Origin of the sequence: Methylophaga sp. SB9B (assembly GCF_004832235.1) — a bacterium.
Taxonomy (GTDB): Bacteria; Pseudomonadota; Gammaproteobacteria; order Nitrosococcales; family Methylophagaceae; genus Methylophaga; species Methylophaga muralis.
Genome location: NZ_SSXS01000009.1, coordinates 107,074 through 124,971 on the forward strand (window position 1 = coordinate 107,074; position 17,898 = coordinate 124,971).

A 17,898-nucleotide genomic window follows, 5' to 3' on the forward strand; every position below is an offset into this window, starting at 1 on the left:
GGTATGATTTGCGCATTCTTTTTCTCTTTCAGGTGCGTATGGACTTATTAATCTGGATTATTATTTTCAGCATTCTTGGTGGTCTTCTCAGCGTAATTATTGCCTCAAGTTTTCTATTACTGCCCACTCAAACCCGTCAACATGCTGTTCCGCATCTGGTGAGTTTTGCTATTGGTGCACTACTTGGCGCGTCGTTATTAGGTCTGTTGCCGCATGCTATCGAACATGAATATGTCGTTGATCCACATATCATCGGTCTGACGCTATTAATTGGTTTATTAAGTTTTTTCTTATTAGAAAAAATGGTGTTATGGCGGCACTGTCACAGCCATCATGGCCATGAACACATCCCTGAACTGGGTGAAGATCATCATAACCACCATCATGAACAACCGAAAAAATCCGCTGGCGCATTAATCTTAATTGGCGATGGCATTCATAACTTTGTCGATGGTGTATTGATTGCTGCGGCATTTTTAACCGATGTACATCTGGGGATTGTCACCGCGCTGGCGATTGCGGCACATGAGATCCCGCAGGAGTTGGGTGACTTTGTGATCCTGCTGCACAGTGGCTACTCACGTCGCAAAGCGCTGTATTTCAATATGCTTTCCAGTTTGGCAACGGTGGTGGGTGCCGTTTTAGGTTATTTCCTGTTAGCCGATATGCAGCATATTCTGCCGTATATTCTGGTCGTTGCCGCTTCTAGCTTTATTTATATTGCGGTCGCTGATTTGATTCCGGGTCTACAAAGCAAAGTAAAACCTTCTGAGACCTTACAACAAACCTCGCTAATCGTTGCTGGCGTGATATTTATTTATCTGGCGCACAGCACACTGCATTAATAACCGATGCCAGCAAAACATGACATCTTAATCATCGGCCCTTCCTGGGTCGGTGATATGGTGATGGCACAGTCGTTATTCGCCGCACTGAAACAACGTTATCCACACGCCAATATTGATGTGCTGGCACCGGAATGGACCCGACCGTTATTGGCTCGAATGCCTGAAGTTCGTGAAGCCATTAGCATGCCGATAACCCATGGTGTGTTTGGCTGGAAACAACGGCGGCAGATTGGTCTGAGTTTAAGACATAAAAAATATGATCAATCTATCGTGCTGCCGAATTCCTGGAAATCAGCGCTGATCCCGTGGTTTGCCAACATCTCTATCCGCACAGGCTGGTTAGGTGAAATGCGTTATGGTCTGCTGAATGACCCTCGCAAACTGAATAAACAGGCATTACCATTAATGGTGCAGCGTTTTGTCTCTCTTGCTCATCCAGCCACTCAGTCACATATTGCCCCGCAATATCTGCCACCGAAAATGATTGCCGAAGCGGTTTCAAATGAATTAAATCCAATCAAAAAAGCTGACCAAAAACGATTAGTTCTGTGTCCCGGCGCAGAATTTGGTCCTGCAAAACAATGGCCTGCCACTCACTATGCCGCGCTAGGCGAAGAGCTTACTCAGCAGGGCTGGCAGGTGTTAATTATGGGTTCCAAAGCCGATGCGGCCGTCGGGGAGCAAATTGTTGCAGGCATTACCGATAAAAATAATGTTATCAATCTGTGCGGAAAAACCCAGCTGGTGAAGCCATTGATTTGATTGCCACAGCTGATCAGGTGGTCAGTAATGATTCCGGATTAATGCATATTGCTGCTGCGCTTAATAGACCATTAGTAGCGATTTATGGTCCCACGTCTCCCGCCTTTACGCCGCCGCTCTCTGATAATGCCCGTCTGGTACAGATTCCCATTGAATGCAGTCCTTGTTTCAAGAGGACCTGTCCATTGGGACATCACAAATGTATGCAAGAGCTTTCATCTGCTAGAATTGCTGAAACATTTCTGTCATAAAATGACTTTCCGGTAGTTCAATGCAATGAAAAAACCAGCCTCTTTTGTAAACAATGCCTTCTGGTCAGACGATCCGGTGAGTAAGTTCGATCAGTTATGGGCATTACCGCACAACTGGTTTGATAAGCCCAATAAGGCAAGAGGCGGCTGGAGTGGTGTCACACAAAACAGCATGCACAGTCTTCAGGGCGATATAAATGTATTTATCAAGCGTCAGCAGAACTATGTCAGCAGAACATTACTACATCCTTTTTCCGGTGTTCCAACATTTGAAAAAGAACTGAACAATATACTGCTGTTGAAAACTATCGATATCCCGACCCTGGAACCCATATTTTTTGGAAAACAGGCCGATAAAGCCATTCTTGTCACCAAAGCACTGGACGGCTACAGCTCACTGGACAATATCGATCCTGACTCCTTATCGGCGCCTGAAAAACGCAGCTTGCTGGCAAAACTTGCCCGCCTTACACGTAAAATGCACAAACTACATTACATGCACAACTGTTTTTATCCGAAACATATTTTTGTGAAATTGCGTGACAATGGTGAATGGTCAATCCGACTGATTGATCTGGAAAAACTGCGTTGGCGTTTTAGTGCCTATTTCGCTATGAAAAGAGATTTATCAACCTTTAATCGTCATGCCGATAAGCGCTGGACAATAAAAGACCGCCTGTATTTTTTTAAAAACTACCGGCAAACAAACAGTCTCTCAGCTAGAGATAAGAGGTTGTGGCTACGTTTAACTAATAAAAGCCAGGGAGGCTAAAGATAATGTCGACTATACCCTAAGTATGCCTTTAATCTGATTGTATAATTCCATCTCTACGTCTGTAACTGAAAGAAATACCATTCATGCCCATTACCCAAATCTTTAAAGCTGATTTCTCACCTAAGTTAATTGAAATCAGACTCTTTACCGCCATCGTCAGCTTGTTGTTTTCACTTATCGCCTTTGGTGTTGATGAATTAATTAATTCTGATGGCGTGCTATATATGAACATGGCAAGAGCTTTTCTCAATGAAGGTTTGCTTGGTTCAGCCCAATTATTTAACTGGCCCTTTTTTTCTATCCTGGTGTCAGCATTTCATTTATTAACCGGCTTCTCACTGGAAACCAGTGGCGAACTGGTCAATATTATTTTGTTCGTACTGTTTACTGATGCTTTGATCCTGATTTGCTCAAAAATTTTACCAAACAATCAACAACTTTTTATAGCCGCATTATTTATTCTTGGCTTCACACTGCTCAACGATTACAGGGCTTATCTGTTCAGAGATATGGGTTACTGGGCTTTTACTGCCTATGGTCTTTACGCATTTATCCGTTTTCAGAAAACCTCATGGCTGCTGGCATTTGCATGGCAAGTCGCCGTTTTTTTATCGATATTGTTTCGGATAGAAGGCGTAGTCATACTGCTGGCATTGCCATTTTTTTTGCTTGGAACTAACCAAAATCTTAAAACTGCTTTCCAACAAATTGCCATGCTTTGGTCCACAGTTATTGTTTTTACGGCCATTGCTATATCCATCGCTCTCAGCCAAACCAGTTTTGTTATTGCCTTTAGTAAAATTTCTGAAGTATTGACCTATATAGACTTCCCTACATTGATAAATAACTTTCTAGCAAAAAGTGAAATTATCAATTCTCAGGTGATGAGTGACTTCGATAAAGACTCAGGGAGTCTGATCCTTGCATCTGGATTATTAGTGATGATGCTTGAGAAGATTTTTACGGCGCTCAGCATTCCCTATATCATTTTTTATATCTATACACGTTATTCAAAGTATGGAGAGTTCAATTCAGAAGCCAATTACCGAAAGTTAATTCTTTTTTTTGTAGCAATAAACTTCCTTATCCTTTTGATCTTCGTTTTTAAGCAGTATTTTTTAAGTACTCGCTATGCTGTAATGCTAATTACTGGTTTGTTTATTCTTATGTTGCCAAGAATTTGTCAATTTGTTGAAAATGCCTGGCAACATAAACGTAAGGGTATTCTGGCATTTACTGTTCTCGTTTTAATTGCCGGTCCGATAGATTCTTTTACTGTCTCAGTGTCAAAAGCCTACATTAAAGATGTGGCAATGTGGGCCGCTGATAACCTGCCGGATGATTCCAGTGTTATTACCTTTGATGTTATTTCACATTACTACATTCACGATAAGGCGCCAGAGATAGATATCACTCTGGATACAAAAGGAAATCTGCAAAATATAAAAAATTATGAATACCTTGTGTTGGTGATTAAACGTCGAAACAGCGAATTAGCAGAAAAGCTGACCCTTAAAGATTTTGAAATAATCTACAAGACGGCTAATTCACGTGGTGATAGAGCCTTGGTTTTAAGAAATCAACAACAAGACTCCTGAGGTTTTAGTGAACGCAAAAAATGTTTTGATACTATGCAATGACTATAACGCTCCTTTTTTGAGTGTTGCTAAGGAATATGCAAGCTATTTGAACAATACTAACCATGATGCAATTGTTGTCTTCCTGAAAGGTCAAAAAGATCCTGCCATTGAAAATGAAGTTTCTGCCAAGAAAGTCATTTTTTTGGAAGCGACAAATAAAGAACTTGGTGGTTTTAAAGGAAAGCTGACAGAACAGATCAGAAAACTACATCACCAATATCAGTTTCAGTTTATTGTGGCCCATCGATATCGGGCTATTTTTATTGCAACCCAGTTGAAAGACATCCAGGTATTTGGCGTTTGCCATATTGATGGCAACTTTAAACGCCTCTCTCGAAAACTCTATATCCGATTCTTTGGCAAAAATCTTACGCTTATTGGAGTTTCAAAAGCCATTCGTGACGATGTCAGAAAGTCCTTGCCCTTTATCAAAAAAGAAAAGATTGTTCACCTTTACAACTCATTAGATTTTGAAACGCTGAGAGCTTCATTGCTGGACCGATCCGCGGCTAAAAAAGCCTTGGCAGTCTCAGAAACAGAATACTGTTTCGTTAATGTAGGTCGGTTGCATGAGGATAAAGATCAGGCTACGTTAATAAATGCGTTTGCGTTGGCACTGCCCCAGATGCCTCAAGCCAGACTGTATATCGCAGGCGCCGGACGTTTAGAGAGCGCATTAAAACATCAAGTTGAAAAACTTAATCTTCAAGAGAAGATAACTTTTCTGGGAAAAGTACCAGAAGTTTTTCGATATCTACGGGCTTTCGATTGTTTCGTATTGAGCTCTATCCGAGAGGGCTTGCCTGTTGCTCTGCTTGAAGCATATGCAGCAGAATTACCACCGATTGCAAGCTTATGTAGCGGCAATACCGAAGCTATCGAAGACGTGACAGAAGGCTTCGAGGTTGGTCATCCTGAGCAGCTGGCAAACTTAATGATCAAACGCTATGAGATGTCACCTGTCGAAACAAACCAGCTTATACGCAGACTTAATGACAAACTTGAGTTGAACTTCACCAATGCAGCCGTTAAAGCTGAATTCTGGAATATAGTAGATCCAAAAACTAATTGACTCGTTTTACAGCAAATAAGATTGCCTTTTCAGTTCGATAGATCGCGCTTTCAAACTCAGCAGGCAAGATTGAGCCGATTAATTCCCATACAGGTATAGCCGGTTCACCAATATCTTCAATAACGGCCCAGCCTCCCACCTTGATATGTGAAAGAAAAAAATTCAGTGCTCTGACATTTGCATTTGGCGCATGCAATCCATCATCTATCATAAGATCGAAATGATTAGGTAATTGTTGGTTCAGTAAATCGAACGTTTTATCATCAGTTTGATCAACGTGAAATGTACGAATCCTTTCATCTTCAAAAAGCACGCGCTTATCTACATCAGCACCAAAAATTTCGGCATGAGGCAGAAATTCCCTAAACGCTCTCAATGACGCACCGGGAGCTCCCTCCTTACCCATATTTGACACAACATCCGTATTGTTTGTACCCAATCCAATTTCAAACACATTTTTTATAGCTGATCGATCCGCTAATATCATGCTGTAGAGTAAATGATATGAGTTATATTCAGCTCCTTTATCACTATGATGTTTATCAAATATCGCTTTGAGCTCGTTTGCAGATTTTGATTGTTCAGGTTCAAGCAAACTATTCAGATGAATTGTTTCAGTGCTTTTATATCCCAATGATTTTGTGAAAGACGATAAGACAGGGATTAGTTCATTAATGGCTAAAAGAGTTAACGCAGACCGATCTTTGTATGTACCAGCGCTATAAGGCTTATATAGAGGAAAGGAGGAAACAAGATTAATTCGAGTTTTGCCTTTTTTTCCGTCAAGGTTGAATATTTTTCGGATTTTCTTGATACACCATTCTAGGAAGGTTCGTTTCTGTTTATAAACCATTGGCAAGACCTTTTATTGTTGATTAAGAAATCTCAAAAAAAATATGTCGACCCTCCTTAACCCCACAAGTTTTTATGGCCTTGAGTAAACCGATAAAACTGAGTTCATTACGGATTGAAACCTCTCTACGATTTCCTTTTTGATTTCCTCAATATTCAAAGCTTCAGGCATCCAGTTAATAGAGCTTCATATTTAAAATTTTTAATCGCAGAAATTGTTAACAAACTTTTTTGAGAAGACAACTGAACAGTTTGAACTTGCCAGCTAAATGTCTATACCACTCTTAAATGACATGGGTTTTCCAACCTCATTAGAGTATTTGTCCTCATTATCACCGCTGAACTTAAAGGTTAAATAGTCTCCATACCTCCACGCTTGATATACTGAACTACATTTTTACGCAACTCAAAGATAATTTATGATCGTTTTAGGCCTTTCCGGCGCGGTAAATCACGACGCCTCAGCTGCTTTATATATTGATGGAAAATTGGTGGCAGCTGCCGAAGAAGAACGCTTCCTGCGTGACAAACATGCCAAAGGCAAGATGGCTTATGAAGCCACCAAATACTGTCTTGAACAGGCCGGTATCCGTCCTGATGAAATTGATATTGTCGCGTTTCCATATGCGCAGATTGGTCTGCAATCACCTGCTCGCTGGCATTATGCCAAACGTCACTGGTATGCACCTGACAGGGCATTGACTGCTTTATTTTCCGGTAATCGTCGTTACTGGCGTAATCACAAAAACGTGATGAAACTGCTGGATGATTTAGGCATTGATTCAAAACGCGTCAAGTTTGTCCCGGTTGAACATCATCTGGCCCATGCCAGCAGTGCTTATCATCTGAGTGGTTTTCAGGAAAAACCGCGATTATAGGTATTGATGGTAAAGGCGAATATGCCACAACGTTTTTTGGTTATGGCGAAAACGGCAAAATTCACAAAATCAAAGAGTTTTATGACCCGGATTCACTTGGCGGCGTTTATGGCGCGATGACTGAATATCTCGGTTTTGAAATGCTTGATGGCGAATTTAAAGTCATGGGCATGGCACCTTATGGTGACCCCAACCGTTTCGATTTCTCACGTTTGATTCATTGTGAAAATGGCGAGTTCAAGGTCAATACAAAACTGGTCAATACCGTCGGTTTCCGTCGTTATAAAAAAGATGGCAAAGGTTATTTCTTTAGCCCGGAACTCATTGAATGGCTCGGCCCAATGCGAGAAGGTGACGAAAAAGATGAGCCGTACATTGATTACGCTGCAAGCATTCAGGCCTTACTGGAAAAATGTGCTTTGCATCTGATTGATTATTACCTTGGCGATATCATTCGTGAAACCGGAAAAGTGGCTTATGCCGGTGGTGTAGCGCTTAACGTCAAACTTAACCAACGCATCATTGCCATGCCCGGTGTAAAAGAGTTGTTCGTGCAACCTGCTTCCAGTGATGCCGGTACCGCGATTGGTGCCGCCAGTTATGCATCACAATTGGCCGGTGTACCGGTTGAGAAAATGGAACATGTTTATCTTGGTCCATCCTATACCACTCAACAATGTATTGATGCCTGTGAACGTTATACTCAACCTGTCAGCTGGCAATATTTAAATGATGTTTGTGCCGACACGGCAAAAATTCTAGCCGATGGCAATCCAGTTGCCTGGCTTCAGGGCCGTATGGAATTCGGGCCTCGAGCGTTGGGTAATCGCAGTATATTGGGTTCACCAAATCATTCCGGTGTTGCGGATCGGATTAATGCTCAGATCAAATACCGCGAACGTTGGCGTCCATTCTGCCCAAGTATGCTGGATAAAGTGGCACCGGAAATTCTGCAGACCGAGCATCCAAGCCCTTATATGACATTTACCTTTGATGTGGCGGAAAGCTGGAAATCACGGATTCCAGAAGTCGTGCATGAAGATGGCACCGCTCGGGCTCAAATCGTGACCCGAGCAACCAATGCACGTTATTACGAACTGATTGAAGAAATGGAAAAAATCACCGGCAATGCCGTGGTTTTAAATACCTCACTGAATCGCCGTGGTGAACCGATGGTTTGCAGCCCAACGGATGCGTTGAATATGTTCTTCGGCTCCGATCTGCAATATCTGGTGATGGAAGATATTCTGATTACCAAATAATAGGGGTTAATGCGTCGGGTTTCTGGAGATTATGGGGTTGTTAGTTTAACAACCCCATTTTCGTTAATAAATCGGCTGCTCTGGTTTGCCAAGTATAGTCTTTGAGAAATCGTTGATAACCACCTATAGCAATCCGTTCACGCTCTTCATCATTAGTTAGATAAAAATCAACTTTCTGCTTCAGATCTTCGATGCCTTTATAGGTTTCGATTTCTTCTCCGATTTCAAATAATTCAGCAATTTCATCGCAATGATCGGTTAACACAAAACAGCCCATCGACATTGCTTCAAATATACGATGATTAATTCCTGTTTCCGCGCCATAGAATGGGATCCTGGTAATATTCAGGACAATTTTTGACGCAGTCAGTTTTGCTTGCAGCTCATCTCCCCAAATGGGCTTATCAATCACTTTTTGTTGTAGGTTTGCAGACATTAACGGCCACTGCCGTTGCCAGCGGTTACCGTAAATAGTGACTTTATCGGCAATGTTCTCCAACAAAAATACCCGTCGTAAATCTGCACTGCCAACAAAAATCACATCGGTTTCAGATTTTTCTATAGGTTGAATAGTTTTGGTAGTATCGCCAAATGGGCAGAAAAAGGCATTTAATTTTTTACGTTTGAAAAAGTCGGTCACTACACGAGAAAATGAAAATATAGCGTTATAGATTTTCAATTCATTTTCAATAAAAAATATGAACTCTCGGCGAGTTGAGTAAAGATTGCAACTATCAGTGTCATACAAAAAAAGCTCTATCCCTAATCTATCGGCTAATCGCTTTAATCTTTGCGGTTCATAAAACTTATATAAAAAACCAATAATCAGGATTTTATTGGGTTTGAACTGATTAATTTGTTTTTCAAGTTCGTCAAAATCGCATTTCGGTAAACAATAAAAACCATCTTTATCCTTTTTTTTATTGAGCATTTTCGCAATACTTGAACGCGGTCCTTGCAGAACAATTTTTCGCATTGATGACATATCAAAATACTTGGTTGAGATCCCTTTTTCCTCAATGCTTGAAGCCAAATTTCGTCCTAAGTCAATGCCACCGATGCCATCCAAGACTAATAATTTTTTGCTCAAATTCGTTACACCTTAAAATTATTTAACCTGCCAACCACAAGTTAAGTGCGCAAAAAATAATGCTTTTTTGCCTGAAAACTATGTTTTCATCATTCTGTCAGCAGCGTAAAAAATTCTTAAGCTGCCAGAAATTCGCATAAACCTTAAATTAATAGTTTCCAGTTTAAGTATGATTTTCCCCAATCATACAAACAAACTATTTCTCTTCAAATATTTCGCATTTTTATTTCTTTTTATGCTGGCACAACTCCACAATCAAATCCGCAGCACGCTGCGGCATGCTATACAGATCGTGTGTTTCGGCATAATCCAACGCATTTTGTGACAACTGTTGCAGGCGTGATTTATCAAGCATTTTGGCTAATTGTTGGGTAAAAGCTGATGTATCTTCCGGCTGGTCGATACATTCACCGCCATTTGAGTCTTCCACATAATTGGAATAGCCACAGGCCGTGCTGACCATACTTGGCAGCCCGGCTACCATGGCTTCGAGAATCACTGTACCGGTGTTTTCAGAACGCGCCGGGTGTAAAAACACATCGGCCGCCAGCAGCCATTTCGCTACATCATCGCGTCCACCCATAAAATGGGTACGTTCAGCGACATCAAGCTTTTGTGCCAGTTGTTCAAAGGGTTTGGCATTATCCTCACCCACTACATACAAATGTGTTTTTTCACGTAAAGCCTGTGGCAAAGCGGCCATGGCCTCGATAGCGAAATCAGCACCTTTACGTTTAAAACCGGAGCCTATCATCAGCAGTAAAAAGTCATCAGCATTTAACGATAACTGTTGGCGAAATTGCTGACGTTGCAGTTGCCAGTCATCGGGCCGTACCCGATCCGGATCGATACCGGGCGGCAGATCGACCAGTCTTTCGGGTGGCGTCTGATAATACTGCTCAAACAGTTTGCGTTGTACCGATGAGATCATCATCGACACAGTATGGCTTTGCGACCCAAATACAGCCCGTTCCCAGGCTTCATAAAATCTTACCCGACCAAAAAACTGTTTGATGATATAGCTGGGTTCTTGTCTGACACGGGCCAGATAACAAGGGTCGGCAGCGTAATACAAATCCAGCCCCGGCATTTTGTTAAAGCCAATCACCAGATCGTAATTTCCTGCGGCGATTAATGGCTGCGATTTATTATAAAAATCCCGTACTTTGGCATGATTGGTCAGCCCTGAAACGGTAATCGGAATTTGGTTAAAACCGGGAATGGGCTCGCCTTGCCATTCAATGTAATAAACATCAATTTCATCTCCGGCATCACGGCGAATTTCCAGAATCCGCCGAAAATCACGCGCCAGGCCGCCATAGGCAAAATATTTATACAGGCATACCGCCAGCTTCATAAATGCGTTCCGTTTAACACTGTATTACTACCTTTATGCTTTGATTGCTTTGGTTAACAGATGACGAGTTTCGCCTACCGGCCAATTGCGTAAAAATCGTTGCTGATCCTCTTTATGCAAACGCTTGAAACCGGTTTTTGTGATTTGCTGCATTGCGTCCAAATCAATCAGCCAGATTTTTTGCTGATTATCGACCAGCCAATTGGTGGCTTTTAAATCGCCATGATAAATATGATGCAGATGTAACTGCTCAAATAAATCGCTGATTTGCTGCAGCATCTCAGGTTGCTGAATTTCCGAGTCAGAAAAGTCTGCCAACGAACGACCGGCAATATGCTCACAGATAAAATAGGCTTTATGCCGCAGTCCGAAAAACCGCTGTTCAACAAAGCCGAGTGGTTGCGGTGTGGCAATGCCCAGAAACTCCAGCAAGTTGGCATTGTACCAGGACACATTGGCACGACTTTTACGCAGACAACGCCGTAAGAAATGCCATGGCGTTTTCATGTTGTAACGCTTGATAACTACCGGCTGTCCCAACAGTTCACTTTTGACAACGGTAGCAGAGTTACCTTTTTTCAAAGCGATTCCGTCCTGCATGGCTTGATTTAACACCGTTAACGGCTGCTCTGCTAAAGCGGTAGATAAATTGCCACGCCATGCCGCCTCGAGCATCAAAGATTTTCGATAACGCGTCATGGTGCAGGATCGAAACTGTTTTTTCAGATAATGCGTTTGCCGATAGTCGCGGGCTTTTTTGATCTTGCCGAGTAATTGCTGTTCAACGATAGGATCCAGCGGCATATTTCTCGCCGCAAAATAAGCAGGTAAGCCATCCAACATCCATTCCTGCTGCTCCAACGGAAACTGTGCCATCAGCCGCGAGAGATTATTTAGGCATGTCGCCATTTTCAGCGGCTTTTTCGGGCAAACTACTGAGGCCAAATCCAATAGATACAAAGTGTTATTGGAAAAAACAAAATTATCCAGATGCGGATCTTGCTGATAACACTGATGTTGATGGCAACGGCCAAACAAATCGAATAATGCTGACAGCGGAAATACATCCTCCGACAACTCATTCAAAGTCACGGCTTGAGGCAAAAAGGCATAGACAATAAAACTGATGCCCTGCTGATCATCGGCATGCTGCAAAATCGGCGCGACGGCAATATCTGCTTGAGTGCAATGTTGATGCGCTTTCAGTTCACGTTGATATTCCTGCTGGCCTTTGCCTTGCGCAGCAAATAACTTGAGCACAAATTCGCCACTATCGTTGCTGGCATGCAAAACAATTCGCCGCCCGGCCAGAAAACGTAATACCGACAAAATTTGATACTTTGTGCCGCCCAGTTTCAACTCAACCGGAAACGTGTCAGGTAATTCTTTTAGCAAGTTTTGAGCAGTCAACATGACCATTATTCCGCCAGCAACTTTTGCGCGCGGTACTCCACCTCACGCCATAAATCGGCCTGCTCCCTGAGCATCGTACGCAAGGGTAAGCCTGAATAAATCTGCATAAAACGTAATTTGTCCCGTTTAGTTAAAGGCACTCTGGAAGCCGAAAAATACAGACTGCCCAAATCTTTTATCTGCCAGCGTTTCGGTGTTTTATGCCTAATAGTCGCACGGTGTAAATCAATCAGATAAACCGGCGTGTTGTCATCAAACGTATTGTGCTCGGCAAAGCGTTCATCCAGCAGAAAATGACACAGATAAAAATCACGGTGATTAATGCCGTTTTTATGCATGGTGCCCGCCATATTGGCCAGCTTGCGGATCAGCGCCTGTTTGGTGGCAAAACTCGGTGGCCGTTGTTGCCATTGTTCACCCACGTATTCCAGGCTCATGGTATTGACCAGATCATCGGTAATCACAAACGAACGTATTGTCGCCGGATTAATCCCTTTTTCGCCATACCCCGCCAGCGTCATGGTTTCGATACCGTGCTTTTCCAGAAAATGAATTGCCTGCCATTCATTGCGGGCACTGATAATCGGCAAACGCATTTGCAGCAGATTTTTGATGATTTCCGACCAGCCGACACCTTGATGATATTTCAGAAAATACGAGCGGCCATTCAGCTCGAAGCGCAAGGTACGGCGGCCTTCCTTATCCCGAAAGATCTCGCCGTCAATGTTCGCCACAGCATCAAACACCGGCTTATCGGCCCAGACCTGAGCCAAATCTTGTCGCAAATAACAGGAATTCTTTTTCATTAAGGCCATCTAAAGGCTATGCCAAGCAGTGAGTTGTGCGAACGCGCACAGCGTTTTGTTACACTGTTTGCAGGAAAGCACAAATACTACCACCAGAGCCGAAATGAGGTAAGCCGTGTCATTTAAATCCACCTTGCAACGCCACCAAAAGATGATTGAAAGCTTGTTTGATATGGAGCCTCAATTAAATGATTTACTGGCCCTTATCAGCGACTGCGTCCTGAATGACAATAAAGTGTTGTTCTTCGGCAATGGCGGCAGCGCTTCTGATGCCCAGCATCTGGCCGCGGAATTTGTGATTCGTTATAAAGAAGATCGCAGACCACTGGCCGCGATTGCGCTGACCACGGACACCTCAATTCTGACTGCCCACAGCAATGACTACAGTTTTGAAACCGTGTTTGATCGGCAAATCCAGGCGCTGGCTCGACCCGGCGATGTAGCGATTGGTTTATCGACATCTGGTAACAGTGCCAATGTGATTAACGGCATTAACACCGCGAAAAAAGCCGGTTGTGCAACGATTGCCTTTACCGGCCAAAGTGGCGGACAACTTAAAGCGATTGCCGATCATTGTGTCTGTGTCGCCGATACCGAAACCGCCCGGGTTCAGGAAGGCCATATCCTGATTGGCCACTGGTTGTGTGAAGCACTGGACGAGAAACTCAGCAAAGCATGAGTCAAAACATCATCACAGCAGACGTCGTTATTGTTGGCGCCGGTATTGCCGGTTTATGGTTGCATAACCGGTTAAGCCAGTTGGGTTATCACTGTCTGTTGCTGGAAAACCAGAAAATAGGCCATGCCCAGACCCTCAGCGCTCAGGGCATTATTCATGGCGGCAGCAAATATGCGTTAAACGGCATTTTATCCAACGCCGCGCAAACTATCAGCGGCATGCCCGCCCGCTGGAAAGCCTGCCTGCAAGGTAACGGCGAAATCGATTTATCCAACGTCAATGTGTTTACCGAACATCAACTACTCTGGTCCACCCAAAGCCTGTCTTCCAAGATGGTGTCGTTTTTTGCCAGCAAGGCGTTGCAAAGCCGGATGCAGAATATTCCCAAATCAGAACGCAGTGGCTTGTTTGCTGACGACGGTTTTAAAGGCACGTTATACCAGTTGGACGAACCGGTGCTGGACGTCAGTAGTTTGCTCAAAACCTTAATCAAACCCTATGCCGCAACGATTTTAAAAACACCTGACAGCACACCGGAATGGATAAAACAGGATGGTCAAATCACTGCCATACGGTTTGGCGATGAACTGGAAATTCAGGCACAGCAGTTTGTGCTCACCTCTGGTGAAGGAACTGGTGAATTGTTAGAAAGCCTGCAACTGAGCAAACCCAAAATGCAGAAACGGCCTTTGCAAATGCTGCTCTGCAAAGCCAAAGATCCGGCTAATCCTTTACCGCAAATTTATGCTCACAGTCTTGGCAGTGGCAGCAAACCGATAGCCACTATCAGCAGCCACCCCGATAAAACCGGCAATATTGTCTGGTATCTCGGCGGTAATATCGCTGAAGAAGGCGTCGGCAAAGATCCCGATAAATTGATCGACGAAGCGAGAGCTTTACTTAAACAAATCCTGCCGTGGTTTACCCTGCCCGAACTGGAATGGACTACGCATAACGTCAATCGCGCCGAACCCAAACAAAGCGGTTTTGCACGTCCCGATAGCGCCTATGTCAGCAGTCATAACAATCTGCATATTGCCTGGCCGACCAAATTGGCGTTATCACCCGATCTGGCCGATAAAGTCATCGAAGCCTGGCAAAGCAAAATGTGCAAAAAACAGCCCATCCAGAGCAGCATATTTTGCCCTTGGCACAACTGGCTGAACCACTTTGGGATCGGGCATTTACTAAATGAACAAACTACCGAAAAAAAATATTCCCGGCACCCAATTGGATGTTTCTGTGCTGGGACTCGGCACAGTCAAACTTGGACGCGATAAAGGCGTTAAATACCCCGAAGCGTTTACTATTCCAGATGATCAAGCTGCTCTTGCCTTGCTGCAACAAGCCTGGGATTTAGGCATTAATCTGCTTGATACTGCCCCCGCCTACGGCAACAGCGAACAACGCCTTGGCGAGTTATTACCTCAACTGCCACATGACTGGATTATCTGCTCCAAAGCCGGTGAACAGTTTGATGCCGTCAGCGGCGAGTCACATTTCGATTTTTCCCGTGATGCGATTATGAGAAGTGTTGAACAAAGTCTGCAACGTCTCAACCGCGAGATGATTGATATTGTATTGATTCACTCTGACGGCAACGATGTGCCCATCATCGAACACCATCGGGCGTTGGAAACACTCAATGAGCTAAAACAGCAAGGTCTGATCGCCGCTACTGGCATCTCTAGCAAAACTATCGACGGCGGCCTGCTCGCCCTGCAACAGTCCGATATCGTCATGGTCACCCATAACCTCGCCTATCAGGACGAACAAATCGTGATTGATACGGCCGAGCAGCTCAATAAAGCCATCTTTATCAAAAAAGCTTTCGCCAGTGGGCATTTGCCAGCCAACTCGACCAAAGACAGCGTCAGTGCCAGCTTTGAAATGATCTTTGCCAATCCGGCGGTGGCTAGTGTGGTGGTTGGGACGATTAATCCGGTGCATCTGGCTGACAATGTGGCTAAGGCTATTGCGGCGATTGATAAGTAATTAACCACAGAGACACAGAGGGCACAGCGGTTTATTGGGGTTTAAAGATTTATCCGCAGATTTCGCAGATGGGCGCAGATTTAGTATTGATAAATACAATGGTTATTTGTGGCGACTTTGCTGATATTTATAACCTTCACAATCCCCAGCTAATTTTTCAGCAAAAGCCTTAAATTAATCGTGAATGATTCACAATTAATTATTTGAGTTATAGTTAGCTAAATTTAAAAGTTCTAATTTCAATTACTTAACACGGATTGGACCGTTTTCTAAATAATTATGCTCCTTCATGTTAATAATTATTATAAGGTCGAAGACCTCATTAACAAACTGTTAGGAGATTCGAATGGGTCTGCTGGATCTAATTTTCGGTTCCAAAAAAAAGACAAAGAAAAATCGTCCTCGTAGTGGTGGGCTGGAACCAGAAGTTTCTTTATTGAATAACTTCATCAGAATTTCATCGATAAATTTCTTTGGCCCGTTTAAAGACTCGCCCTCTGGCGAGTGGATTGTAGGTTGGAGTGATAGCGATCCAGAAGGGACAACTGGAGGGCATCGAGAAAGCGGTCACGGAAGATATGTCCTTTATAATACCGTCGAAAAGGAACTTGTTCTCCAAGGTAAGTTAGAGCGACCAAACTCTGCAGACGTAGCAAACAATGGTAGCTTTTCAATCGAGGATTGGCATTTTGGTAGTGAGTTGTCTGGTACATTTTATGTATTTTCATGTACTGGCGATGAGATCATTAAGAGGAAGTTCTCAGCAAATATATTGAACAGCGCAATTTCAAATAATGGACTATTGGCTGTTTGCCAAACCGCAAACGCTCCATCTGGAAGTGATGGTAATCTGCTAACCGGATACAGTGTAAAGGAGGGACATGAAGCCTTCTCTATCACCCCTCTTACTGGTTGGGCTGAGGCATATGAGTTTGATGAAGAAAAATCTGAATTTGGTGCTGTCCTGAAAAGCATTGGCACCTTCTTCTACAGCTCAGAAGGAGTACTTTTGGAACCACAAAAGTTCGACCTAGCGCGCCTGCGTAGCAATAGATACGAAGTCTCATTGTTTGCATCCGAGGAAATCCTCCAGTCGGATCAATCCAGTCGAGAATTCGTAGAGGAGGCCCTCAAAGCTAGCTCAAAAGCGCTTGCAGCTGGGGCTGAGAAAAATGATCACTGGAAAGCTATGGCCCTCAAAGTAAAAGGTTTAGCGTATGAGCGGCGCGGCAACGACGAAGAAGCGCTTGCAGCATTCGACTCTGCTCTAGAAATAAACCCTAAAATCGGTGTAAAGCGTAAGGCCAATGGGATCCGGAAAAGGCTTGAAAATAAAAGCTCCTAACAAACTGATAGCTTGAGAAGAAACCATGGGACTTTTGTCACCAAAGAGAGTGCTATTTTTTTCATTACTAGCTGCCATAGTTGCGATTTTTTTGGTGGAGTTCGTTTTTCATGACGTTCCTGAGTTATTCAGCGGAGGGGCAAGATTAGGAAATCTGGTGGTAAATGTAAGTCTTTCTTATGTGGCAGCCTATTTTTTCTATATCGTGACATTTGTTGTTCCTAGAAAGATAGAGCGCCAGCATATAGAAGAACACGCAGCACACTTAATCAGCAGGATACTTTTTTATATACTTTTTATAATTCAAGACGCGACAAATATGCGGATTTCACAGAAGGATATAAAATTAGCTGACCTGACCGAAACTGATTTTCAAGAGGCCATGCAAGGTGTTTTCATGGATGATGAATTAAAGAATTTCAGAGTTGGTAAAGGCGGCCATAACATGAAAGTTGGAGATGCCGTCGAAAGTAGTATTGTGGGGTTGGAGCGAACAGCAGACGAACTTTTTAAATATTCACCGCACATTGAAACTAAGCTTGTTGCTTTAGTAAGTGCCGCCCTTCGAAATACCATGAATGAATCTTGGACGAATTCATACCGTTTAGGCGCTGTCCATATCGGCAACGTTACATTAGTCCCTGAACGGAGAGATGTTTCACACTACGCAAAGCATCTTTGTCAGTTTTTGGAAATATATCATGATATTCAGCAAATTCTTCTCGATAAGTATAAGGGCACCGAAACTGCCAAGAAGCATGCACAGAATCTGCTTAATCTAGAGAGAAACTAACCAGGGGATATGCACCGGATTCCAAATCCTCCGCTACACAACACGGTGATAGCATCGTTATATCTATTAGAATAAAAGGG

At 43.3% G+C, this 17,898-nt stretch carries 16 protein-coding genes and 1 pseudogene; 12 read left to right on the top strand and 5 right to left on the bottom strand.

Going from position 1 to position 17,898, the window contains the following annotated elements:
• Positions 1-38 precede the first annotated feature (38 nt).
• The 6 genes from E8Q33_RS10905 (at position 39) to E8Q33_RS10925 (ending at position 5,348) form a co-directional block, all read left to right on the top strand.
• On the top strand, positions 39-845 hold the full coding sequence (locus E8Q33_RS10905; protein ID WP_136554747.1) for a ZIP family metal transporter: 807 nt from the start codon (positions 39-41) through the stop codon (positions 843-845).
• A 6-nt stretch (positions 846-851) separates the two neighbouring features.
• Positions 852-1,610, top strand: coding sequence for a lipopolysaccharide heptosyltransferase II (waaF, locus tag E8Q33_RS10910; RefSeq protein WP_371413291.1), 759 nt, complete (start codon positions 852-854; stop codon positions 1,608-1,610).
• Positions 1,611-1,651: 41 nt separating this feature from the next.
• A complete protein-coding gene (locus E8Q33_RS16785; protein WP_371413293.1) occupies positions 1,652-1,861 on the top strand; it encodes a glycosyltransferase family 9 protein in 210 nt (69 codons plus the stop codon).
• 25 nt (positions 1,862-1,886) lie between these two features.
• Positions 1,887-2,633 carry a lipopolysaccharide kinase InaA family protein gene (locus E8Q33_RS10915; RefSeq protein ID WP_136554749.1) on the top strand — a complete coding sequence of 249 codons (747 nt, stop codon included), beginning with the start codon at positions 1,887-1,889 and terminating at the stop codon, positions 2,631-2,633.
• A gap of 86 nt (positions 2,634-2,719) precedes the next feature.
• The gene (locus tag E8Q33_RS10920) at positions 2,720-4,234 is read left to right on the top strand and encodes a hypothetical protein (protein ID WP_136554750.1); all 1,515 of its coding nucleotides are present in this window, start codon (positions 2,720-2,722) and stop codon (positions 4,232-4,234) included.
• A gap of 7 nt (positions 4,235-4,241) precedes the next feature.
• On the top strand, positions 4,242-5,348 hold the full coding sequence (locus E8Q33_RS10925) for a glycosyltransferase (RefSeq protein ID WP_136554752.1): 1,107 nt from the start codon (positions 4,242-4,244) through the stop codon (positions 5,346-5,348).
• On the opposite strand, the gene E8Q33_RS10930 is transcribed toward E8Q33_RS10925, so the two are convergent.
• Positions 5,341-6,201 (bottom strand): class I SAM-dependent methyltransferase, encoded by an 861-nt coding sequence (locus E8Q33_RS10930; protein ID WP_136554754.1) that lies wholly within the window; start codon positions 6,199-6,201, stop codon positions 5,341-5,343. The genes E8Q33_RS10925 and E8Q33_RS10930 overlap by 8 nt on opposite strands.
• Before the next feature lie 418 nt (positions 6,202-6,619).
• Here E8Q33_RS10930 and E8Q33_RS16790 point away from each other — a divergent pair.
• A pseudogene (locus E8Q33_RS16790) lies at positions 6,620-8,340 on the top strand (carbamoyltransferase).
• Between the two features lie 40 nt (positions 8,341-8,380).
• Here E8Q33_RS16790 and E8Q33_RS10940 read toward each other — a convergent pair.
• From E8Q33_RS10940 to rfaP, 4 genes are all read right to left on the bottom strand, one after another.
• Complete coding sequence (locus E8Q33_RS10940; RefSeq protein ID WP_136554756.1) at positions 8,381-9,430, bottom strand: glycosyltransferase; 1,050 nt, start codon at positions 9,428-9,430, stop codon at positions 8,381-8,383.
• Between the two features lie 223 nt (positions 9,431-9,653).
• On the bottom strand, positions 9,654-10,787 hold the full coding sequence (locus E8Q33_RS10945) for a glycosyltransferase family 4 protein (RefSeq protein ID WP_136554757.1): 1,134 nt from the start codon (positions 10,785-10,787) through the stop codon (positions 9,654-9,656).
• A 33-nt stretch (positions 10,788-10,820) separates the two neighbouring features.
• Entirely contained in the window at positions 10,821-12,200 is a 1,380-nt protein-coding gene (locus E8Q33_RS10950; RefSeq protein ID WP_168800200.1) for a lipopolysaccharide kinase InaA family protein, read from the bottom strand.
• A 5-nt stretch (positions 12,201-12,205) separates the two neighbouring features.
• Positions 12,206-13,006, bottom strand: coding sequence for a lipopolysaccharide core heptose(I) kinase RfaP (gene rfaP / locus E8Q33_RS10955; RefSeq protein WP_247870052.1), 801 nt, complete (start codon positions 13,004-13,006; stop codon positions 12,206-12,208).
• Between the two features lie 115 nt (positions 13,007-13,121).
• Here rfaP and E8Q33_RS10960 point away from each other — a divergent pair, with 115 nt between their 5' ends.
• The 5 genes from E8Q33_RS10960 (at position 13,122) to E8Q33_RS10980 (ending at position 17,818) form a co-directional block, all read left to right on the top strand.
• Positions 13,122-13,685 carry an SIS domain-containing protein gene (locus tag E8Q33_RS10960; RefSeq protein ID WP_136554760.1) on the top strand — a complete coding sequence of 188 codons (564 nt, stop codon included), beginning with the start codon at positions 13,122-13,124 and terminating at the stop codon, positions 13,683-13,685.
• Entirely contained in the window at positions 13,682-14,965 is a 1,284-nt protein-coding gene (locus E8Q33_RS10965; RefSeq protein ID WP_247870053.1) for an FAD-dependent oxidoreductase, read from the top strand. Before E8Q33_RS10960 ends, E8Q33_RS10965 begins: the two co-directional genes overlap by 4 nt.
• Complete coding sequence (locus tag E8Q33_RS10970; RefSeq protein ID WP_247870054.1) at positions 14,928-15,680, top strand: aldo/keto reductase; 753 nt, start codon at positions 14,928-14,930, stop codon at positions 15,678-15,680. Before E8Q33_RS10965 ends, E8Q33_RS10970 begins: the two co-directional genes overlap by 38 nt.
• Before the next feature lie 346 nt (positions 15,681-16,026).
• Positions 16,027-17,025 (top strand): tetratricopeptide repeat protein, encoded by a 999-nt coding sequence (locus E8Q33_RS10975; protein WP_136554763.1) that lies wholly within the window; start codon positions 16,027-16,029, stop codon positions 17,023-17,025.
• Between the two features lie 25 nt (positions 17,026-17,050).
• Positions 17,051-17,818, top strand: a complete 768-nt coding sequence (locus E8Q33_RS10980) for a hypothetical protein (RefSeq protein WP_136554765.1) — start codon at positions 17,051-17,053, stop codon at positions 17,816-17,818.
• Positions 17,819-17,898: the final 80 nt, after the last annotated feature.